The 20910-nt window shown below is 72.3% G+C and carries 23 protein-coding genes and 1 tRNA gene; 10 read left to right on the top strand and 14 right to left on the bottom strand.

What is annotated here, in order from left to right; all coding sequences use genetic code 11:
- Positions 1 to 36: 36 nt before the first annotated feature.
- On the top strand, positions 37 to 912 hold the full coding sequence (locus tag FH610_RS22700) for an NmrA family NAD(P)-binding protein (protein WP_139576561.1): 876 nt from the start codon (positions 37 to 39) through the stop codon (positions 910 to 912).
- A gap of 433 nt (positions 913 to 1345) precedes the next feature.
- Here FH610_RS22700 and FH610_RS22695 read toward each other — a convergent pair.
- Positions 1346 to 1419: transfer RNA gene (locus FH610_RS22695), tRNA-Arg, on the bottom strand.
- A 306-nt stretch (positions 1420 to 1725) separates the two neighbouring features.
- On the opposite strand from FH610_RS22695, the gene FH610_RS22690 reads away from it, so the two are divergent.
- The 8 genes from FH610_RS22690 to FH610_RS22660 all read left to right on the top strand — a co-directional run bounded on the left by FH610_RS22690 (position 1726) and on the right by FH610_RS22660 (position 8315).
- Positions 1726 to 2544 (top strand): phosphotransferase, encoded by an 819-nt coding sequence (locus FH610_RS22690; RefSeq protein WP_139576555.1) that lies wholly within the window; start codon positions 1726 to 1728, stop codon positions 2542 to 2544.
- A gap of 41 nt (positions 2545 to 2585) precedes the next feature.
- Positions 2586 to 3542: a cobalamin biosynthesis protein gene (locus FH610_RS22685; protein ID WP_139576775.1), complete on the top strand. Its 957-nt coding sequence runs from the start codon at positions 2586 to 2588 to the stop codon at positions 3540 to 3542.
- A complete protein-coding gene (locus tag FH610_RS42910; protein WP_161628055.1) occupies positions 3539 to 3685 on the top strand; it encodes a hypothetical protein in 147 nt (48 codons plus the stop codon). The genes FH610_RS22685 and FH610_RS42910 overlap by 4 nt, the downstream gene beginning before the upstream one ends.
- 10 nt (positions 3686 to 3695) lie before the next feature.
- Entirely contained in the window at positions 3696 to 4079 is a 384-nt protein-coding gene (locus FH610_RS22680) for a DCC1-like thiol-disulfide oxidoreductase family protein (RefSeq protein WP_161628054.1), read from the top strand.
- Between the two features lie 92 nt (positions 4080 to 4171).
- The gene (locus FH610_RS22675) at positions 4172 to 5080 is read left to right on the top strand and encodes an ABC transporter ATP-binding protein (protein ID WP_139576544.1); all 909 of its coding nucleotides are present in this window, start codon (positions 4172 to 4174) and stop codon (positions 5078 to 5080) included.
- Positions 5061 to 5861 carry an ABC transporter permease subunit gene (locus tag FH610_RS22670; protein WP_139576541.1) on the top strand — a complete coding sequence of 267 codons (801 nt, stop codon included), beginning with the start codon at positions 5061 to 5063 and terminating at the stop codon, positions 5859 to 5861. Before FH610_RS22675 ends, FH610_RS22670 begins: the two co-directional genes overlap by 20 nt.
- Positions 5861 to 6913 (top strand): PucR family transcriptional regulator, encoded by a 1053-nt coding sequence (locus FH610_RS22665; protein ID WP_139576536.1) that lies wholly within the window; start codon positions 5861 to 5863, stop codon positions 6911 to 6913. Before FH610_RS22670 ends, FH610_RS22665 begins: the two co-directional genes overlap by 1 nt.
- A gap of 190 nt (positions 6914 to 7103) precedes the next feature.
- The gene (locus FH610_RS22660) at positions 7104 to 8315 is read left to right on the top strand and encodes a glycosyltransferase (RefSeq protein ID WP_139576535.1); all 1212 of its coding nucleotides are present in this window, start codon (positions 7104 to 7106) and stop codon (positions 8313 to 8315) included.
- A gap of 65 nt (positions 8316 to 8380) precedes the next feature.
- On the opposite strand, the gene FH610_RS22655 is transcribed toward FH610_RS22660, so the two are convergent.
- The 8 genes from FH610_RS22655 to FH610_RS22620 all read right to left on the bottom strand — a co-directional run bounded on the left by FH610_RS22655 (position 8381) and on the right by FH610_RS22620 (position 15635).
- On the bottom strand, positions 8381 to 9343 hold the full coding sequence (locus FH610_RS22655; protein ID WP_139576534.1) for a quinone oxidoreductase family protein: 963 nt from the start codon (positions 9341 to 9343) through the stop codon (positions 8381 to 8383).
- Positions 9344 to 9432: 89 nt separating this feature from the next.
- Positions 9433 to 10467, bottom strand: coding sequence for a zinc-binding alcohol dehydrogenase family protein (locus tag FH610_RS22650; RefSeq protein WP_205825976.1), 1035 nt, complete (start codon positions 10465 to 10467; stop codon positions 9433 to 9435).
- A 137-nt stretch (positions 10468 to 10604) separates the two neighbouring features.
- The gene (locus tag FH610_RS22645; RefSeq protein ID WP_139576533.1) at positions 10605 to 10967 is read right to left on the bottom strand and encodes a winged helix-turn-helix transcriptional regulator; all 363 of its coding nucleotides are present in this window, start codon (positions 10965 to 10967) and stop codon (positions 10605 to 10607) included.
- Positions 10968 to 10991: 24 nt separating this feature from the next.
- Complete coding sequence (locus FH610_RS22640) at positions 10992 to 11675, bottom strand: HAD family hydrolase (protein ID WP_139576532.1); 684 nt, start codon at positions 11673 to 11675, stop codon at positions 10992 to 10994.
- Positions 11665 to 12759: an ABC transporter ATP-binding protein gene (locus tag FH610_RS22635; RefSeq protein ID WP_139576531.1), complete on the bottom strand. Its 1095-nt coding sequence runs from the start codon at positions 12757 to 12759 to the stop codon at positions 11665 to 11667. The genes FH610_RS22640 and FH610_RS22635 overlap by 11 nt, the downstream gene beginning before the upstream one ends.
- A complete protein-coding gene (locus tag FH610_RS22630; RefSeq protein WP_139576530.1) occupies positions 12756 to 13655 on the bottom strand; it encodes an ABC transporter permease in 900 nt (299 codons plus the stop codon). The genes FH610_RS22635 and FH610_RS22630 overlap by 4 nt, the downstream gene beginning before the upstream one ends.
- Positions 13643 to 14479 (bottom strand): ABC transporter permease, encoded by an 837-nt coding sequence (locus FH610_RS22625; RefSeq protein WP_240809132.1) that lies wholly within the window; start codon positions 14477 to 14479, stop codon positions 13643 to 13645. Before FH610_RS22625 ends, FH610_RS22630 begins: the two co-directional genes overlap by 13 nt.
- A gap of 4 nt (positions 14480 to 14483) precedes the next feature.
- A complete protein-coding gene (locus FH610_RS22620; protein WP_240809131.1) occupies positions 14484 to 15635 on the bottom strand; it encodes an ABC transporter substrate-binding protein in 1152 nt (383 codons plus the stop codon).
- 112 nt (positions 15636 to 15747) lie between these two features.
- Between FH610_RS22620 and FH610_RS22615 the strand changes: the two genes are divergently transcribed.
- Positions 15748 to 16485 carry a GntR family transcriptional regulator gene (locus tag FH610_RS22615; protein WP_139576528.1) on the top strand — a complete coding sequence of 246 codons (738 nt, stop codon included), beginning with the start codon at positions 15748 to 15750 and terminating at the stop codon, positions 16483 to 16485.
- 26 nt (positions 16486 to 16511) lie between these two features.
- On the opposite strand, the gene FH610_RS22610 is transcribed toward FH610_RS22615, so the two are convergent.
- From FH610_RS22610 to FH610_RS22590, 5 genes are read right to left on the bottom strand one after another with little or no spacing between them, the layout of a single operon-like run.
- The gene (locus FH610_RS22610) at positions 16512 to 17297 is read right to left on the bottom strand and encodes a putative hydro-lyase (protein WP_139576527.1); all 786 of its coding nucleotides are present in this window, start codon (positions 17295 to 17297) and stop codon (positions 16512 to 16514) included.
- Positions 17297 to 18214 (bottom strand): 5-oxoprolinase subunit C family protein, encoded by a 918-nt coding sequence (locus FH610_RS22605; protein ID WP_139576526.1) that lies wholly within the window; start codon positions 18212 to 18214, stop codon positions 17297 to 17299. Before FH610_RS22605 ends, FH610_RS22610 begins: the two co-directional genes overlap by 1 nt.
- A 25-nt stretch (positions 18215 to 18239) precedes the next feature.
- Positions 18240 to 18854 (bottom strand): 5-oxoprolinase subunit B family protein, encoded by a 615-nt coding sequence (locus FH610_RS22600; protein ID WP_139576525.1) that lies wholly within the window; start codon positions 18852 to 18854, stop codon positions 18240 to 18242.
- Positions 18851 to 19618: a LamB/YcsF family protein gene (locus tag FH610_RS22595; RefSeq protein WP_139576772.1), complete on the bottom strand. Its 768-nt coding sequence runs from the start codon at positions 19616 to 19618 to the stop codon at positions 18851 to 18853. Before FH610_RS22595 ends, FH610_RS22600 begins: the two co-directional genes overlap by 4 nt.
- A 16-nt stretch (positions 19619 to 19634) precedes the next feature.
- Positions 19635 to 20876 carry an NRAMP family divalent metal transporter gene (locus tag FH610_RS22590; protein WP_139576524.1) on the bottom strand — a complete coding sequence of 414 codons (1242 nt, stop codon included), beginning with the start codon at positions 20874 to 20876 and terminating at the stop codon, positions 19635 to 19637.
- Between the last annotated feature and the right edge of the window lie 34 nt (positions 20877 to 20910).

Below are 20910 nucleotides of genomic sequence, written 5' to 3'. Positions count from 1 at the left end.
TTACTTCGCTCTCAGTGCTGATTGGAGTCATCATCCATGATTGTGATTACCGCTCCGACCGGGCAGATCGGCAGCAAGCTCGTCGCCACGCTGCTCCAGCAGAGTGAGCCGGTCCGCCTCATCACCCGGGACCCCGGCAAGCTACCCGCCGAGGTACGAGACCGAGCCGAGATCGTCGTCGGATCGCACCGGGATCGCGACGTTCTGGACCGCGCGCTCGAGGGCGCCGACGCGCTGTTCTGGCTCATGCCGGCGGACGCGACCGCGAGCAGCCCCTACGAGGCGTACGTCACCGCCTCCGTCCCAGGCGCGGATGCCGTCGTGCGCCACGCGGTGGCGCGCGTCGTGATCATCTCCGCGCTCGGGCGCGGATCGCAGATCTATGCCGGCCACGTCTCCGCGTCGCACGCGATGGAGGACCTCTTTCGCAGCACCGGCGCGCACGTGCGCGCTCTGGCTCTGCCCACCTTCATGGACAACATCCTCCGGCAGACGGCCACGATCAGGAACGGGGTCATCTCGGGCACCCTCCCGGCCGATTTCACGATGCCGTGGATCGCGACGAAGGACATCGCGGCGCTCGCCGCCAAGTACCTTCTCGACCACACCTGGACCGGGCAGGACTCGGTCGAGGTCCTCGGCGGTGAGGACCTCTCGTACCACGACATCGCCGAAATCCTCACCGACGTTCTCGGCACACCCGTCCGGTTCGAGCACGGAGACCGCACTGCCGTCAGACACTTCCTCATCAGCTGTGGTTTCTCCGAGGCGATGGCCCAGTCGATGATGGATATGGACCTCGCCGGCGAACGCGGCATCAACAACGCCACGCCGCGCACCGCCGAGTCCACCACGCCCACCACCTTCCGCGAGTTCGCCGAAGAAGCCATCAAGCCGGCGGTGGCCGAATGAGCGGCGCCGTCGGCCTCCCAGCGCTCCGCCGTACGGCCTGAACCGCAGTGACCCCGCCCGTTGTCCCACGACTGGTCCCTGACGCAGGGCAGGGGAACCGGCTCGCCGGCCCGTGATCACGGGATGTCCCGCGCGACCGTCCGGCTGACGTGCTGCGCGCGACTGCTCGCCCGTCATCCCTCTCACCTCGCTACCCAGGACCGTCTACGAGTGGGGGGTCCCAGTCCGACGTATGCCCGTGACCGCGGCTCTCGGGTAGAGAGTGTCCACAGCGGGTTTGCCCGTCGCCTTGCGGAAATGCGGCCAAGATCATTTCGGATATGTTCCGGGACTGGCCGCCTGGGACTGCATCTGGTGACGTCCGGCTGCATCCTCGGCACAGCCCGATCAAGGGAAAGCCCAGCTCAGAGGGCATCTGGGCTGGATGGGGGAGCGCGCCCTGAGGGATTCGAACCCCCGACCGTCGGATTAGAAGTCCGATGCTCTATCCAGCTGAGCTAAGGGCGCTCGTGCCTAATTCTGCATGATCCGGGGACCGGGTACACACCCGGTTTCCCGGACATGGGCCGGACCGCGCCTCTCACGGGCCCCGAGACCGGTGTCCGTGCTCGTCGGAGATGGCCTGCTGCCGACGTCGCTCAGGCCCTCGTCCAGGTCCCTGCGTGCGAGGAGGGTGTCCCCGATGTTCCGATCGTGGCGCGTCCGGCGCCGCCGGCCGCCGTACGAGGCGCTGAGAAGCGCCCGTCAGGGGAACGATAGGGAAGTCGCCCGCGCGACTGCGGTCCGGTGATCGCGCGGCTACACTGCATCGCCATGTCCGTACGCGAGATCCCGCTCATCGGAGATGTCTCCGAGGGGGTCGTACGGGTGGGGGCGACGGTGCGGCGGCCGATGCGGCCCACGTCGCCGTCGGTCCACGCGCTGCTGCGGCACCTGGAGTCCGCCGGGTTCGACCGGGCGCCGCGGGTTCTCGGGATCGACGAGCGGGGCAGGGCGATCCTCACGTACGTCGAGGGCGTGGTGCCCGCGCATCCCCTGCCGGCGTACGCGGTGGGCGACGAGGCGCTGACCGCGCTGGCCCGGCTGCTGCGGCGCTTCCACGACGCGGCGGCCTCGTTCAGCCCGCCTCCCGGCGCCGTCTGGGAGGACGGCTCGGCGCCGGAGGGCCCTGCCGAGCTCGTGGGCCACTGCGACGTCACCCCGGCCAACGTCGTCTTCCGCGAGCGGCCCGGCTCGGGACTCCTGCCGTACGCGCTGATCGACTTCGACATGGCCAGGCCGACCACGCGGCTGTTCGACGTGGTCACCACGTTGCGACACTGGGCCCCGCTCGCCGATCCGCTGGACCGCGACCCGCTGCAGCGGTCCCTGGACGCGGCGGCCCGGGTGCGGTCGTTCTGCGACGCGTACGGCCTGCCGGCGCGGGACCGGCTCAAGCTGGTGGAGACGGCCAGGACGCGGTTCGGCCGCTCCTACGCGCTCATGCGGGACCGGGCCAGGACGCTCGGCGGCGGCTGGGCGCGCATGTGGGACGGCGGCGCGGGCGGACGGATCAGGCGCGCCGCGGCCTGGCTCGACGCCAACGAGGACGCGATCCAGCGCCGTCTCCTCGGCGACGAGCCCATCGCGTGACAAATGCGCACGTACGGCAGAATGCGTGCGTGACCCGGATCATGGACGGTGCCACGGCGGCGGGGCTGCTCGCCGGGGCCGCGATCGACGCCGCGGTGGGAGATCCCCGGCGGGGTCATCCCGTCGCGGTGTTCGGCAGCCGGGCCGCCGCCCTCGAAAAGCGCATATATCGTGATTCGCGGTTGGCGGGCCTGGCCTACACCACCGTCTGTGTCGGCGTGGCGACGGCCGCGGGGCTGCTCGCCGAGCGAATGACCAGATCGAGCCCGATCGCGCGGGCCATGGTCACCGCCGCCGCCACGTGGGCGGTGCTCGGCGGCACGACACTGGGCAGGGAGGGCGCGCTGATGGCCCACTCGTTGAAGGAGGGCGACCTGGCCGCCGCCCGCGCACGCCTTCCGCATCTGTGCGGGCGCGACCCGTCGGGGCTGGACGCCGCGGAGCTCTCGCGGGGCACGGTCGAGTCCATCGCGGAGAACACCTCGGACGCCGTCGTCGCCCCGCTCGTGTGGGGCGCGCTCTTCGGCGTGCCCGGCCTGCTCGGCTACCGCGCGGCGAACACGCTCGACGCGATGGTGGGCCACCGGTCGCCGCGCTACGCGAGGTTCGGCTGGGCATCGGCCCGGCTGGACGACGTGGCCAACTACGTGCCGGCCCGGCTGACGGCCCTGCTCACCGTGGGCCTCGCCGGTCTGGCGGGCGGTTCCCCGCGCCGCGCGGCGGCCGTCCTCGTGCGGGACGGGCACCGCCATCCCAGCCCCAACTCCGGACGTTGCGAGGCGGCCTTCGCCGGCGCCCTCGGCGTACGCCTCGGCGGGGCCAACGACTACGGCGGCAGGGTGGAGCACCGCCCGGAGCTGGGCGACGGTCCCCGCCCGGCCGTCTCCGACATCCCCAGGTCCGTACGGCTGGCGCGCGCGGTGTCGTACGCGTCGGTCGGCCTGGCCGTCGCCGCCCGGCTCGCCCTCACCCGGAACCGCCGAAGGGATCGACGATGAGTGCGCTCGTCCTGCTGCTGGTCTTCGCGGTCGTCTTCAGCGTCGCGGTCGCGGTGATCGTGCTCGCCGTGCTGATCATGCGCGCGTCGCGGCGGCCGGCGCCGCCACCACGAGACCGGAATGATCCGTCCCAGGATTGGTAGGTTCGACGGCATGGGCGAAGAAAGCGGAGAGAACCGGGTCCTGCTGGTCTTCGACGGCGACTGCGCCTTCTGCCAGACGTGCGTGAACGCCGGGCATCGGCTCCTGCCGTACATGCCCGCCGTGCGGGCGTGGCAGGGCCTCGACCTCGGCGCGGTGGGGCTGACGCGCGAGGAGGTCGCGACGTCCGTGCAGCTCCTGGGCCCGGACGGGCTGCGCGCCCACGGCGCGCGCGCCGTCGCACTGCTCCTCGCCCTGCAGCCGCGCGCGGCCTGGCGCGCGGCCGGCCGGGCGATGCTGACCCCGCCGGTGAGCTGGCTCGCGGAGGCGGGCTACCGGCTGGTCTCGCGCTACCGCCACCTGCTGCCCGGCTCCACCACCTGCGGCACGTCTTGACCTCCGCTTTGCCGAAGGTGCGAACAAACACGACCGGCAAGTGTCCGGAAGCGGGCATACCCCGCGCCTGACGGGAGCGCCACCATTGCGGCATGACAGCAGTGGTGGAGACCGAAGGACTGACGAAGTTCTACGGTACGAGACGGGGCCTCGAGGACCTCACCCTCGAAATCCGGCCGGGCGAGGTCTTCGGCTATCTGGGCCCCAACGGCGCCGGCAAGACGACGACGATCCGGCTGCTCCTCGACGTGATCCGGCCGACGTCCGGCCGGGCGACCGTCTTCGGCGCCGACACCCGTGATCCGCGCGTACGCGCCCGGATCGGCTACCTCCCGGGCGAGCTGGCCCTGGAGGGCAGGGAGCGGGCCCGCGACTACCTGCAGTTCCTCGCCGACGTGCGCGGCGGGGTGAGCCGCGGCAGGATCGACGAACTGGCCGAGCGGCTCGACGCCGACCTGTCCGTCAGGATGGGCGAACTGTCGAAGGGCAACAAGCAGAAGGTCGGCCTCATCCAGGCGTTCATGCACGAGCCCGAGCTGCTCATCCTCGACGAGCCGACGAGCGGGCTCGACCCGCTGGTGCAGCAGGAGTTCCTGGCCATGGTCCGGGAGGCGCGCACGGCCGGCCACACCATCCTGATGTCGTCGCACGTGCTCGCCGAGGTGGAGCACGTGGCCGACCGGGTGGGCATCGTGCGCGCGGGCCGCCTCGTCGCGGTCGAGGACATCGCCGCCCTGCGCGAGCGGGCCGTACGGCACGTGGAGCTCCATTTCGACGCGCCGGTCCCCAAGGAGTCGTTCGACGGGCTCCCGGGCGTACGCGACGTGGTCGTCCAGGGGGCGAGCCTGCGCTGCACGATCGACGGCAGGCCCGACGCGCTGATCAAGGCGGCGGCCCGCTACACCGTGGTCCACATGGTCAGCGCGGAGCCGGACCTCGAGGAGATCTTCCTGACCTACTACAGCGAGGAGGAGGGCCGTCATGCCCACGCTGGTGCGTAAGAGCCTCGGAGAGTACCGCCGCGCCCTCATCGGGTGGACGGTCGGGCTGTGCGCGTTCCTCGGGATGTACATCTCGATCTACGCGAGCATGATGAAGGACCCCGAGACGTTCAGCAGGCAGGCCATCGCCAAGTATCCCGGCGCGTTCAGGGACCTGATGGGCGGCATGACCGACATCGCGACCGGGCGCGGCTACCTGCAGGCGGTCGCCTACCAGCTCCTCGGCCCGCTGCTGTTCACCATGTGCGCCGCGATCCTCGGCAACCGGGCCATCGCCGGCCCGGAGGAGGCCAAGACGCTGGAGCTCACGCTGACGCTGCCGATCGACCGCAGGCGGCTGCTCCTGGAGCGCTGGGCCGCGCTGACGCTCGGCCTGCTCGGGGTGGCGCTGGTGACGCTGGCCGTCGCCGCCGGGGCCTCGTCCGCCGCCGACATGGACGTGCCGTTCGGCAGCATCCTCGCCGCGCACACCGGGCTGTTCCTGCTCGTGCTGTTCTTCGGGACGCTGACGCTGTGTGTGGGCGCGGCCTTCGGGCGCAAGCAGATCGCGCTCGCCGTGGTCGGCGTCTGGGGCGTGGCCGGGTACATCGTGGAGACCATGGGCAGGAGCATCGACGCGATCTCCTGGCTGCGCTGGATCTCGCCCGTCCACTACTACCTCGACGGCAGGCCGCTCTATCAGGGCTGGCCGTACGGCGACTACCTTGTGCTGCTGGGTGCGACGGCCGTCCTCCTCATGACGGCGCTGCTCGCTTTCGAACGGCGTGACGTAGGAGTCTGATGGACAGCGTTCTCGCTCGCGTGAGCGAGGCGACCGGGGTGCCCGCCGACTTACTCGGCGGGTTCCTGTCGGTTCTGGCCGCGTCGGCCGCCACCGGCAGGCTGCCCGGCCGCGCCGACATGGACGGCCTGCGTGAGTGCGGTGCCCTCGCCGCCGAACGCGGCATCCCGCTGCGGGTGCTCGCCGACGCCTGCCTGCACGCCGCCGAGATCACCGCGGGCGGGGCCTTCGGCGCCGTACGCCGCGGCATGGCCGCCTACATCGAGGGATACGAGGAGGCCCAGCGGGCCGCCCTCCGGCAGGAGGAGGAGGCCCGCCGCCTGTTCGTCGACGACCTGCTGCAGGGCAGGGCGGACGCCGAGCGGGCCGAGCACTTCGGCCTGCGGCTCGCCGGGGCGTACGTCGTGACCGTGGCCAGGCCCCGCACCCCGGTGACGGCGGGCGACCCGCTGGCCGGGAGGATCGAGCAGGCGCTGGTGGCGAGATTCGGATCGCACAACATCCTGGTCGCCGTCCGCGACGGCCTTCTGGTGTGCGTGTCCCCGGGCGCGCTGACCGCCGCGACCGGGGAGTTCACCCACCACGTACGCTCCGCGCTCACGGACTGGCGGGCGGGGGTGGGCCGCCCCCACCAGGGCCCCGGCGGCATCGTCACCTCCTATCGGGAAGCGGTCAACGCGATCGACCTCGGCGAGCGGCTCGGCCTGCGGGCCCAGGTGCTGAAGGCGGCCGACCTGCTGGTCTTCCCGGTGCTGCTACGGGACAGGGAGGCGATCGTGGACCTCGTCTCCACCGTGCTCGGGCCGCTGACCTCCGCCCGCGGCGGCCCCGAGCCGCTGCTGGAGACGCTGGAGGCGATCTTCGCCTCCCAGGGCAACCACACGGCGGCGGCGCGCAGGCTCGGCGTCAGCACCCGGGCGATCACCTACCGGCTGGAGCGGATCAGGAGGCTGACCGGCTTCTCGCCGAGCGACCCCACACAGCGGTTCACGCTGGAGACGGCCGTGCTCGGGGCCCGCCTCCTGGAGTGGCCGGCCCACCCGCTGGCCTGATCGAGGCATCTCCGCCACTTTCAACGTATAGGTGACGGGGGGACTTGCGGCAAGGCCCCGGTGACGGCGCACAATCGGGGGCCGTGAGCCGGGCCGGCCCACGGCGGACGCCGCACCGAGCCGCGAGCACGCTCACGTCCACCATGCCGTCACAGGGGCCGTCACAAGGGGCCGTCACAGGGGAGTGCACATGCGCGTGTTGTTGTCCACGATCGGAACGCGGGGGGAAGTCCAGCCGATGGTGGCGCTGGCCATGGCGTTGCGGGAACTTGGGCAGGAGGCCCGCCTGTGCGTGCCTCCCGACTTCCGCGACTGGGTCGAGGGCCTCGGATTCCCCGTCGTGCCCATCGGGCCGGAGCTGCGCCCGACCGCCTCGGCCGCCCCACGGGTCCAGGCGCCGCCCACGCCCGAGCAACGCCGGCGGATGATCGAGGGCACGGTCGCCGTCCAGTTCGCCACGATCCCCGCGGCGGCCGAGGGCTGCGACGTCATCGTGGGAGGCGGGGCCATGTCGATGGCCGCCCACTCGGTGGCGGAGCAGCTGGGGATCGGCTACGTCTACGTGAGCTACTGCCCCGTCACGCTGCCGTCGCCGCATCACGCGCCCGTACCCGTCTGGGGGCAGGCGCCGGCGGACGCGACGGCCGGCAACCGCGCGCGCTGGGCCGAGGACGCGCGGCGCTGGAACGGCACCGTCGGCGCCGCGCTCAACGCCCACCGGGCCGCGGCCGGCCTGGCTCCGGTGGCGGACACGCGAGGTCACATGTTCACCGACCGGCCCTGGCTGGCCGCCGACCCGACGCTGGGGCCCTGGCCCGAGCCCGCTGACGTCGGCGTCGTGCAGACGGGCGCCTGGATCCTGCCGGACCGGCGCCCGCTGCCACCGGAACTGGAGAAGTTCCTCGACGACGGAGAGCCGCCCGTCTGCGTCGGCTTCGGCAGCGTCCGCGCTCCCCGGGACATCGCGCAGGCGACGGTCGAGGCGGCCCGCGCGCTCGGACGCCGCGTGGTCGTGCTCCGCGGCTGGGCCGGCCTGTCCCCGGCGGACGGCGGACCCGATTGCCTGTCGATCGACGAGGTCAACCAGCAGGCGCTGTTCCCCCGGGTCGCCGCCGTCGTCCACCACGGCGGCGCGGGCACCACGACCGCCGCCGCGCTGGCCGGGGCAACTCAGGTCGTCCTGCCGCAGCACTACGACCAGCACTACTGGGCAGAGCGGGTCGCCGATCTCGGGATCGGGATCGCGCACCCGCCCGCCGCGCCGACCGCCGAGTCGCTGGCCACGGCTGTCGACCGGGCCCTCTACCCCGGCGTGGCGGCCCGTGCCGCGGCCGTCGCGGGCGAGGTGCGTACCGACGGCGCCGCGGCCGCGGCGCGGCGGCTGGTCGCCATGGTGGCCTGAGGACGGTTGCCCACGGCCCAGGAGATCAGCGGTTCAGGAGCTCAGCGGTTCAGGAGATCAGCGGTTCAGGGGATCAGCAGCAGCTTGCCGGTCGTCCGCCTGCCTTCCAGGTCGTCGTGGGCGCGCCGGGCCTCGGCGAGCGGATAGCGCTGGGAGACGTGCACCTTCAGCGCGCCGGAGGCGACCCAGCCGAGCAGGTCGTTCGCCCGCGACAGCAGCTCCTCGCGGGTGGCCGTGTAGTGCGCGAGCGTGGGCCGGGTCAGGAACAGCGAGCCGCCCGCGTTGAGCCGCTGCGGGTCGAACGGCGGGACGGGGCCGCTGGCCGCGCCGTACAGCGCCATCATGCCGCGCGGCCGCAGCGACGCGAGCGACCCCTCGAACGTGGCGGCGCCGACCCCGTCGTAGACGACGTGCACTCCGGCGCCGTCGGTGATCTCCCTGACGGCCTCGGGGAAGCCCTCGTAGCCGACGATCTCGTCGGCGCCCGCCTGCCGGGCGAGCTTCTCCTTCTCTGCGCTGGAGACCGTGCCGATCACGCGGGCGCCGCGGAGCTTGGCCATCTGGACGAGCAGCAGGCCCATGCCGCCGGCCGCCGCGTGCACGAGCACGTCGTCGCCCGACCGGACCGCGTACGTGGAGTGGGTCAGGTAATGCGCGGTCAGCCCCTGGAGCAGCACAGCCGCCGCGAGGTCCGGTGACAGCCCCTCGGGCAGCCGGACCAGCTTGTCTGCCGGCACCACGGCCTTGGTCGCGTACGAGCCCATGACGCTGGCCCAGCCGACCCGGTCGCCGGGCACGACGTCGGTCACGCCGGGCCCGACGGCCGTGACCGTGCCCGCGCCCTCGTTGCCTGGCACCAGCGGGAGCGGCATCGGGTAGCGGCCCTCGCGGTGGTAGACGTCGATGAAGTTGACGCCCGTCGCCGCGACCTCGACCAGCACCTCACCGGGACCGGGCTCGGGGTCGGGCCGCTCGGCGTACTCCAGCACGGAGGAATCACCGTAAGCGGGGATGACGATGGCATGCATGCGCGGCTCCTGTTGTCTTCGGCTCGGTTCCTGTGGTCCCCAACCGGCCGGGCCGTATCCGTTGTTCCCCGGCCCCGGCACGGCGGGCCTCAGAAGCCCGTAAGAGTGATCTTGCCGATCGCGGTGCCCGATTCGATGATCCGGTGGGCCTCGCGGAGGTTGGCGGCGTTGACCGGGCCGAGGTCGCGGGTGGCGGTGGTGGTGACGACTCCCGCGTCCACGAGCCGTGCGACCCGGTCGAGGATGCGGTGCTGGTTCACCTGGTGCGGGGTCCGGAACAGCGAGTGGGTGAACATGAGCTCCCAGTGGAACGAGATGCTCTTCGACTTGAGCACGCCGATGTCGAGGGAGTCGTGGTCGTCGATGGCGACGATCTGACCGAAGGGGATGAGCGCCTCGGCGTAGGCCGCGAGGTTGCGGTCGGTGCCGGTCGTGCTGAAGACGTAGTCCATGCCGTCGGGCGCGACCTCGGCCAGTTGCTTCGCCATCGGTCCCCGGTGGTCCACGACGTGGTGGGCGCCCATCCGGCGGGCGAACTCGACCGTCTCGGGGCGGGAGGCCGTGCCGATCACCGTGAGCCCGGTCAGGGCACGTGCGAGCTGCACGACGATGGAGCCGACGCCGCCCGCGGCCGCGGTCACCAGCAGCGTTCCGGTCTGGTCGAGGGCGTCGCCGCGCAGGCCCAGCCGCTCGAACAGGCCCTCCCAGGCCGTGAGGGAGGTCAGCGGCAGCGCGGCGGCCTCGGTGAAGGACAACGTGGCGGGCTTGTGGCCGACGATGCGCTCGTCCACCACGTGGAAGCGGGAGTTCGCGCCGGGCCGGTCGATCGCACCGGCGTAGTAGACCTCGTCGCCGACCTCGAACAGCTCCACCTCGTCGCCCACGGCGACCACGGTGCCGGCGGCGTCCCAGCCGAGCACCCTGGGCTCGCCGCCCGGATCGCTGTTCCGCCGGACCTTGTAGTCCACCGGGTTCACGGCGACCGCCTCCACCCGGACCAGCAGATCGCGCGGGCCGGGGTGCGGCACCGGCAGCTCCACGTCAAGGAGGCTTTCCGGGTCGTCGACGGGGAGGCTGCGCCGGAAGGCGACGGCGGGCATGGTCCCGTTCTGGTTCTCAGTCATGTCTGTCCCCTGCGCTTCATGGATCCCGTGCCGAAGCCGGTCGTACGGCTCGGCGGCATGACCCGCACGGTATCCACCGACGCCTGGTTACCCGCAAGGGACACGAGTACCCATCGGGAACCATCGAGGTCAGCGGGCTAGTCCAGGTCGGGGAAGCGGTCGATGTTGCGCTCCACCCACGTCCGCAGGTGGGCGAGCGGGACGTTGGCGTCGCGGCCGAGCGGGGTGAGGCTGTATTCCACGCGCAGCGGCACCTCGGGATACACGTCGCGGTGGACGAGACCGTGGTCCTCCAGGCGGCGCAGGGTCTGGGTGAGCACCTTGGGGCTGACGCCCTGGAGACGTGCGCGCAGCGCGCCGAAACGCTGCGGCCCGTCCTCCAGGGCGCCCAGGGCCAGTGCGCTCCACTTGTTGGCCAGCAGGTCGAGCATGTTGCGGCACGGGCAGGCGGCCGAGTAGACGTCCTTGGGGTCGTCACAAACCGTCTTCATGGCGTTCATGCTGTGACGATACCCAAAAGGAACTTAGGTTCGAGGAGTGACCGCCCCGGGATCGGAGACGAGCCGGCGCAGCAGCGGCAGGTCGACGCTCTCCAGCGTCGGCACCGCCGTCACACCGTCGACAGCGATTGAGGGGCCGACCACGATGACGGCGCACCCGGCGGACCGGGCCGAGGCGACGCCGGTCGGGCTGTCCTCGATCGCCACGCACGCGGTCGGGTCGACGCCGAGCCGCGCGGCGGCGGCCAGGTACGGATCGGGCGCGGGCTTGTTCCTGGCGCTGTCCCCAGCGGCCACCGACAGCCGGAAGCGGTGCCCGCCGACGGTCTCGAGCACCAGGTCCACGACCGGCCGGGGGGACGCGCTGACCAGCCCGGCCGGGATCCCGGCCGCGCGCAGGGCCTCCAGCAGCGCGACCGCGCCGGGAAGCGTGGTCACCCCGTTCTCCAGCCGGCCGGTGAACGCGTCCGTCAGCATGGTCTCGACGGCCCGCGCCCCGGGGCCCCCGATGGAGTCCAGGGCGGCTGTGATGTGCAGGGCGGCGTCCTCGACCGACAGGCCGAACAGCGCCTCCCGGTCGGCCTCCCCGAGAGGGGAGCCCAGGCCGTCCGCGACCTCCACGCAGGCGTCCCACCACAGGTCCTCGGTGTCCACCAGCGTGCCGTCCATGTCGAACAGGACCGCCGCCGGGCTCTCCCTAGACGACATCGGGTTCGGGGACCGCCGCCGCGGCCCCGGTCTCCGAACGGGCCGACACGAGCACCGGCCGGTCGACCAGCCCGACCCGTACGGCGGTGCCGGGCGCGAAGCGCGCCGAGTCGTGGCCGGGGACGTCGGCCAGCACCTCGGTGCCGTCGCTCAGGCGGACCCGCAGGCGGGCGGTGGAGCCGCGGAACGACGACACCATGACGATCCCGTCGCCCTCGGCGCCGGACGCGTCGACCGGCGTGACCAGCACGGCCTCGGGCCGCACCAGCACGTCCGCCCGCGCCGTGCCCGGCGCCCGGCCCTCCACGGGCAGCGTCTGCCCGAGGACGGTGACCCCGTCGCCCGACACCAGGCCGGGCAGGTGGTTCATCGCGCCGACGAACTCGGCGACGAACGGGGTCGCCGGCCGGTCGTACAGGGTGGCGGGGTCGGCGACCTGCTCCAGGCGGCCGTCGCGCAGCACGGCGACCCGGTCGGCCATCGACAGCGCCTCCTCCTGGTCGTGCGTCACGAAGATCGTCGTGATGCCGAGGGAGAGCTGCAGGCGGCGGATCTCCTCGCGCAGCGTGACCCGCACCTTGGCGTCGAGCGCCGACAGCGGCTCGTCCAGCAGCAGCACCCTGGGCTCCAGGGCGAGCGCGCGGGCCAGCGCCACGCGCTGCTGCTGGCCGCCGGACAACTGGTGGGGGTAGCGGTCGCCGACCGAGGGCAGGCCGACCAGCTCAAGCAACTCCTGCGCGCGGGCGTGCCGCCTGGCGGCGGGCACCTTGCGCACCCGCATGCCGAAGCCCACGTTGTCCCGGGCGTTGAGGTTGGGGAAGAGGCTGTAGGACTGGAAGACCATGCCGGCGTCGCGCCGGTTGGCCGGCACCCGCGTGATGTCGGCGCCGTCCACCAGCACCTCGCCCTCGTCGGGCTGCTCGAAGCCGGCCAGGCAGCGCAGCGCCGTGGTCTTGCCGCACCCCGACGGGCCGAGCAGCGCGATCAGCTCGCCCGGTTCCACCGTGAGGTCGAGTCCGTCCAGCGCCACCGTGCTCCCGAACCGCCGGCGCAGCCCGCGGAACTCGACCCGGGCGCCGTTCATGATCCACTCCTTTGCCGTGCACCGGCGGACGACAGGGCGAGCAGCAGCAGCCAGGTGATCAGCAGGCTGAACACCGAGACGGCCACCGACACCTGCGCCTGTGAGCCGGAGATCCGGTAGATCCAGTTGGGGAAGGTCTGGAAGCTGAGCAGCCGGGCGATCGTGAACTCCCCGAGCACCAGCGCCAGCGTGAGGAACGACGCGCTCGCCATCGCCGACCGCATGTTGGGGATGATCACCCGCAGCAGCACGTGGGGCCACGAAGCCCCGAGGTTCCTGGCCGCCTCCGACAGCGTGCGCACGTCGATCGCGCCCAGGCCCGCGTCGAGCGAGCGGTAGGCGAACGGCAGCGCCAGCACGACGTAGGCGAGCACGAGCACCACCGGGAAGTCCGGGTTCTGCACCGCGATCATCGTCTGGTAGAACGGCGTGCTCGCCAGGTAGTCGGGCCCCCACCGCAGCACGGTGCTGATCCCGGCCACGAACGTGATCGGGGGCACGACCAGCGGCAGCGTGCAGACCACCTCGAGCACCGGCCGCAGCCGCGGCGCGCCGAGCCGTACGGCCACCGCGGCGGGCAGCGTCAGCAGCAGGACCAGCACGATCGTGGCGACGCCGAGCCCGAGCGACAGCAGGAGGCTGCCCCCGAAGCCCTCGGCCGAGAAGATCTGGCCGTACGCGTCGAGCGAGAAGCCCTGATTGGGCACCTTCACCGTGAAGACGAACGACGCGATCAGCGGGACGAGGAAGTAGACGGCGGCCAGCGCGAGGACCACCCCGCGCCACACCCGGGGACGCCGCGGCCGGCCGGGCCGGGAGGGTGCGGGGGCCGGGGCGGCGCCGGGCACCGTCCCGGGGGTCACCTGCGTAGTCACCTGGGGGGTCAGCGAAGCCATCGGGCGCTCCTTCGCTGCAGCGGGAGGTAGACGGCCATGACCAGGCCCGCGACCACGATCATGTCGAGGCTGAGGGCCAGCGCGACGTTCTCGTGGCCGATCAGGACGTTGCCGGTGAGCGCGTCGGCGATCTTCAGCGTGACCAGCGGGACGGTGGACCCGACCATGGCCTGCGCCGTGGCGTAGGCCGAGAACGCGCCGCCGAACAGCAGCACGACCCCGCCGAGCAGCGCCGGGGTCAGCACCGGAATCCCGACGTACCGCCAGAACTGCCAGGTGCTCGCGCCGTTGTTCTGCGCGGCCTCACGCCACTGCGGGCGCAGCCCGTCGAGCGCGGGCACGACCGTGAGCACTTGAAGGGGGATGGAGAAGTACAGGTAGACCAGGGTGAGACCCCAGAAGTTGTACAGGCTCCACCCGTGGCCGCCGAGGCCGAGCGTGGTGGTGACGACGCCCGCGTTGCCGAGCGTGGCGATCCAGGCGAAGGCCAGCGGCACGCCGCCGAAGTTGGCCAGCACCCCGGAGGCGGTCAGCACCGCCTCGCGCAGCGTACGGGACCTGGAGGTCACCACGGCCTGGGCGAGGAAGGTGCCGAGCACCCCGCCCAGCACCGCCACGAGTGCCGAGATCTTGACGCTCCCGAGCAGGGCGGTCAGGTACGCGCCCTGGAGCGACTCGGTGAGGTTGGCGGTGCTGAGCGTGCCCTCCTTGGTGAACGTGCCACCGAGGAGGACCAGCATCGGCACGCCGAAGACGATGACGACGAAGACCAGCAGCGGTACGGCCGCCCACCGGCTCTTCGATCGCGTACGGCTGTCGCGCACGAAATCAGCCCGAGACCGCCGCGCCCCACCCGCTCGCCAGGACCTCCTTGGCCTTGTTGACCTGGTCGGGCGTGGGGAACGTGGGGGTGCCCTCGACCTTGGGGAGCTGGGCGACCATGGCCGCGTCCGCGCTGCCGTCCTGCTGCATGGAGGGCAGCAGCACCGGGCGGGCGTAGCCCTTCAGCCACAGGTTCTGGCCCTCGGCGCTGTAGAGGAACTCCTGCCAGAGGCGGGCGGCGGCGGGGTGCGGCGCCCACTTGTTGATCGCCTGGGCGTAGAAGTTGGCGTACTGGCCGTCCGCGGGGATGGCGATCTTCCAGTCCACGCCCTTGGAGGAGAACTCCTTGGCGTAGCTGGCCTGCAGGTAGTCCCAGTCGAGGGTGACCGGGGTCTCGCCCTTCTCCACCGTGGCGGGGGTGGCCTCGACCGGGTTGAAGTTGCCGTTCTCCTTGAGCTTCTTGAAGAAGTCGATGCCGGGCTGGATGTCGTCGAACGAGCCCTGGTTGGCGAGCGAGGCGGCGTACACGCCGGCGAAGGCGGCGCCGGCCTTGGTCGGGTCGCCGTTCAGCGCGACCATGCCCTTGTATTCGGGCTTGAGCAGGTCGGCGAACGTCTGGGGGCAGGTCTTGACCCGCTTGGCGTCGCAGCCGATGGAGATGTAGCCGCCGTAGTCGTAGTACCAGGCGCCGCCGGTCTCCTTCTGCCCATCGGGGATCTTGTCCCAGCTCTGCACCTTGTAGGGCGCGAACAGGCCCTCCTGAGCGCCGCTGAGCGCGAAGGCGCTGCCGAGGTCGAGCACGTCGGGAGCGCGGCCCTGGCCCTTGAGGGTCTTGACCGCGTTGATCTCGTCCTGGCTGGAGCCGTCGGGGTTGTCATTGGTGATCTTGATGCCGTACTTGGCCTCGAACGCCTTGATGACCTCGCCGTAGTTGGCCCAGTCCGGCGGCAGCGCGATGGTGTTGAGCTGGCCCTCCTTCTTGGCGGCCTCCACCAGCTTGTCCAGCCCGCCGAAGTCCTGGGCCGAGGTCGCGGTGGCCGCCTTGGAGTCACCGGATCCCGAGCCGCCGCCGGCGGTCGTGGGGGCGGCGCCGCACGCCGCGATCACTGAGGTGGTTATCGTGAGCGCGGCCACGAGGCCGGCGGTACGTGTGGACAACGGTCCCTCCCACTGTGGTGCGTGGATCGAACTTAGGCGAACTTGTACAAACAAGCCAGAGCTAGTAAGTCGCATATCGATGTCAGTCGCGTGAACGGAAGGGCTCAGCACGATGGCGCGCTACGAACAGATCGCGAGTGACTTGCGGGATGCCATCGTCCGGGGGGACTATCCGATAGGCGCTCAGCTCCCCTCCGAGGCTGAGCTGGCCTTACGTTATTCGGCGGCGCGCGGGACCGTTCGCCAGGCCGTCGCCCTGCTCGCCGCCGAGGGGCTGGTCGGGTCCCGGCAGGGCGCGCGGCGCATCGTGCTCGGCAGCGAGCGCAGCCAGAGCTTCGCCGAGTTGCACAGCTTCGCCCAGTGGGCCCGGTCGATGGGCTACCGCGCCAGCGGCACCGTGCTGTCCTCCCGGCGCCGCCCGTGCTCGCCCTCCGAGGCCGTACGGCTGTCGCTGGAGCCGGGGGAGGAGGTGCTCGACGTGCTGCGGCTGCGGCGGCTCGACGGCGAACCGGTGCTGGTCGAGCGCACGGTCTACGCCGGCTGGATCGCCCCCGCCGTCGAGCGGCTCGACCCCGACTGCGAGTCGGTGACCCAGGAGCTCTACGAGTCCGTCGGCCTGGTCTTCGCGTACGGCGAGCACCTGATCGACGCGGTGGCGGCCGGCAGCGAGGACGCCCGGCTGCTCGGCGTGCGGCGGGGCAGCCCCCTGCTGCGCCAGCGCCGCGTCACCACCACCCAGGAGGGCCGGCCCGTCGAGTGCTCCGACGACCGCTACCGCGCCGGGAGCGTGACCTTCAGCATCCGCAACTCCACCGCCGCCAACCCCCTCGTCCGCCGCGCCGGCGACTGACAGCGCCAGACCGGGTAAGCGCTGTCTCAGGGGACCAGGTAGGCGCTGTCGCGGGCGTCGGTGATCGCCATGTGGCCGGGCGCGTGGCCGATGGCGAACGGCGGGCGCGACCGCATCACCGCGGCCTGCGGCGTCACCCCGCAGGCCCAGAAGACCGGCAGCTCGCCGTCGCGCACCTCGACCGGGTCGCCGAAGTCGGGCGTGCCGAGGTCGGCGATGCCGAGCGCGGCGGGGTCGCCGACGTGCACCGGCGCGCCGTGCACGGCCGGATAGCGCGAGGTGACCCGTACGGCGACCGGCACCAGCTGGGCGGGGATCGGGCGCATCGACACCACGAGGGGGCCGGAAAGCTCGCCCGCCGGGACGCACGGCCGGTCGGTCAGGTACATCGGCACGTTCGTGCCCGCCTCGATGTGGCGGATCGGGACGCCGGCCTCCAGCAACGCGGCCTCGAAGGTGAAACTGCAGCCGATGAGGAAGCCCACGAGGTCGTCGCGCCAGTAGGACGTCACATCGGTGACCTCGGCGACCTGCTCGCCGTCCCGGTAGACGCGGTAGGCGGGCAGGTCGGTGCGCAGGTCGCCGTCGAAGATCGACGCGAACGGCGCACCCGGCTCGGTGACGGCGAGCACGGGGCAGGGGCGCGGGTTGCGCTGCGCGAACACCAGGAAGTCGTACGCCCGGTCCCTCGGCAGCGCGATCAGGTTGGCCTGCGCCCATCCCGCCGCCCAGCCGGACGTGGGCGTGACCAGCCCACCCTGGAACAGCGCCCGCGCCTCGCGGGGGGTCAGACGTGCGGGGTCGAGTTCCATCAGGGCCTCCTCGGACGAATGGGCCGGTGGTCGCCGGCCACCCGGAAACGGATGCGCTGCCCGGGGCGGGCCTGCGCCGCCCGGTCGATGTGGTGATCGCGCACCACCGCGATGACGGGATATCCACCGGTCACGGGGTGATCCGCGAGGAAGAGCGTCGGCTGTCCGGACGGCGGCACCTGCAGCGCGCCGGGGACCATGCCCTCGCTCGGCAGCTCCCCGTCGCGCGCGCGTTCGAGGCGCGGCCCGCGCAGCCGCATGCCGACCCGGTCGCTCTGCGCCGTGACCTCGTACGGCTCCGCGCACAGGGCCGTCAGCGCCCCGGGCGCGAACCAGTCGTGGCGTGGTCCCGGGAGCACGTCCAGTATGAGGACGCCGGACTCCGGCTCGGGCACCGGCGCGAGATCGGCCGCGGGGAACTCCGCAGGCGCCGGCCCGACCGGGAGCACCGATCCGGGCGCCGGACGTTCCGGGCCGAGTCCCGAGAGCAGATCGGTGGCCCGTGACCCCAGCACCTCGGGGACGTCGATCCCGCCGCGGACCGCGAGGTAGGTCCGCAGCCCGCGGGGCGGCACGCCGAGCCGCAGCGTCGCCCCGTCGGGCAGGCGCTCGACCGACGCGTGCCCGATGCCGCCCGTGCGCCCGTCGGGGTAGGTGACGGTGGCGGGGCACGGCGCGCCGGTGAGCGTCACGAGCAGGTCGCCGGTGGCGCGCACCTTCAGCCCGCCCAGGGTGACCTCCAGGCAGGCGGCGTCCTCGGGATTGGCCAGCAGGCGGTTGGCCAGCCGCAGCGCGCCCCGGTCGGCGGCGCCGGAGCGCCCGACGCCGAGATGGCTGTGCCGGCGCCGCCCGAGGTCCTGCACCGTGGTGAGGGGACCGGGAGCCAGCACCACCAGCGCCCGCCGAAGCTCGCTCACAGCGCCTCGTTCACAGTCGCCCCGCTCACATTGCCTCCGCGAATCGCACCCGCACGCCCGGGCGCAGCAGGGCGGGCGGGTCGGCCGCGATGTCCCACACCACGGTCTCGGTACGCCCGATCAGCTGCCAGCCGCCCGGAGACTCGCGCGGGTAGACCCCGCTGAACTCCCCGGCGAGCCCCACGGAGCCGGTGGGCACGCGCACGCGCGACTCCGGCCGCCGGGGCACGGCCAGCCGGGGATCGCCGCCGATCAGATAGCCGAAGCCGGGGGCGAACCCGCAGAAGGCGACCGTCCACGCTGTCCCGGTGTGCGCCGCCACGACCTCGCGTTCGGTGAGCCCGGTCAGCCGGGCCACGTCGGCGAGGTCGTCGCCGTCGTACTCCACCGGGATCACCACCTCCTCGCTCGTCGCGAGGCGGCCTCCGGCCGGCCGCACGGCCAGGACGGCGGACTCCACCTCATTGTGGCGTGCCGGCGGCTCGAACCGGACGAGCAGCGTGCGCGCCGCGGGGACGATGTCGACGATTCCCCGCGGGGGGTCGGCCGCGAGGGCGTCGTAGAGGGCGACCACCTCCTCGAGACGGTCGAGCTCGACCAGGACCGCGTGCTCGCCACAGCGGTGCAGCCGTGCGTTCACGGCTTCTCCTCGACGAACGGCGCCAGGCCGATGCCGTTCTCCTTGAGCGCGTCACGGACCTCGAGCGCCATGGTCACGGCGCCGGGGCTGTCGCCGTGCACGCAGATCGAGTCCGCCGTGATGGTGAGCGGCGTCCCGTCGACGGCCTCGACCGGCTCGCCCCTGGCCATGCGCACGCTGCGCTCGGCGACCCGCGCGGGGTCGTGCAGGACGGCGCCGGGCACGCCGCGCGGCACCAGCCTGCCCTCGCGGGTGTAGGCGCGGTCGGCGAAGCATTCGGCGACCGTGGTGAGGCCGGCCCGGCAGGCCTGGCGCAGCCACGCCGAGCCGGGGAGGCCGAGCACGGGCAGGCCGGGGTCGTAGGCGCGCACGGCCGCGACCACCGCGGCGGCCTGCGCCTCGTGGTGCACGATCGCGTTGTAGAGCGCGCCGTGCGGCTTGACGTACCTGACCCTGGTGCCCGCCACCCGCGCGAAGGCGTCCAGAGCGCCGATCTGGTAGATGACGTCGTCGGCGAGTTCGACGGGCGGCACGTCGACGAAGCGCCGCCCGAAGCCCGCCAGGTCGCGGTAGCCGACCTGGGCGCCGATCACCACGCCGCGCGCGGCCGCGGTCTCGCAGGTGCGCCGCATGATCACCGGATCTCCCGCGTGGAACCCGCAGGCGACGTTGGCGCTCGTGACGATCGACAGCAGCGCGTCGTCGTCGCCGAGCGTCCACTGGCCGAAGCCCTCGCCCAGGTCGGAGTTGAGGTCGATGCACATGGTCGGGTAGGGCACGTCAGCTCCAGAGCGCGCTGATCCCGTTGAGGGAGTTCCAGCCGAGGTAGATGGTCAGCGCCCAGGCGAGCACACCGATGCCGAGCAGCCAGACAGGGTAGCGGTACCCGCCCATGAGATCACGACGGCGTGCGGCGACCCAGAGGATCACCGCCAGACCGACGGGCAGGATGAGGCCGTTGAGCGCTCCGGCGAGGATCAGGAGGTTGGCCGGAGCCTTGCCGAGGAGGAGGAAGACCGCGGTCGAGACCACGATGAAGGCCACCGTGATCCACGAGCGGTAGCGGTCCGTGCGGGGCGAGAAGCTGGCGAGGAACGACACCGACGTGTACGAGGCGCCGATGACCGAGGTGATGGCCGCGGCCCACAGGACGACCCCGAACAGCCTCAGCCCCACCTCGCCCGCCGCGCTCAGGAAGATGTCGGCGGCCGGGTTCGCCGAGTCCGCGGCGAGCCGGAATCCTCCGGCCACCACGCCGAGCGAGGCGAGGAAGAGGATCACCCGCATGACTCCGGTGACGAGGATGCCGGTGACCGAGCCGCGGGTGATCTGCCCGGCGTTCCGCGGCCCGGTCACGCCCGCGTCGATGAGCCGGTGCGCGCCCGCGTAGGTGATGTAACCCCCGACCGTGCCGCCGATCAGCGTCGTGACGGCGAGGAAGTCGACCGTGTCCGGCAGGACCGTCTGCCGCAGGGCCTCGCCCACCGGCGGGTGGGAGACGATCGCCACGTACAGCGTCAGCGCCACCATCACGACGCCGAGGACGACGACGATCCGGTCGACGGCCACCCCGGCCCGCCTACTGAGGAAGATGGCGACGGCGATCAGGGCGGACACCGTGCCGCCGATCTTGACATCGATCCCCGCGAGGGCGTTCAGGCCGAGCGCCGCGCCGCCGACGTTGCCGATGTTGAACACCAGGCCGCCGAAGGCCACGAGGACGGCCAAGAGATATCCCGAACCGGGCAGCACCCGGTTGCCCAGCGTCTGGGCGCGCATCCCAGAGACGCCGATCACCCGCCAGACGTTCAGCTGGACGGCGATGTCGACGAGGATCGAAGCGACGATCACGAACGCGAACGCCGCGCCGAGCCGCGCCGTGAACGTCGTCGTCTGAGTGATGAAGCCGGGGCCGATGGCACTCGTGGCCATGAGGAACATCGCGCCGAGCAGCGCCGAGCGCCGCCCTCCGCTCGTGATGCCCGCGGATGAGGCCGTCTGGGTGTCGGGGGGTCGGTTCATGCGAGACTCCTTTGCTCACCTCCCCTGGAAGCTA

It is taken from the genome of Microbispora catharanthi, assembly GCF_006334915.2.
GTDB classification, from domain to species: Bacteria; Actinomycetota; Actinomycetes; order Streptosporangiales; family Streptosporangiaceae; genus Microbispora; species Microbispora catharanthi.
Note: the sequence above shows the minus strand (reverse complement) of the source record. Positions and strands in the feature narration are given on the sequence as shown.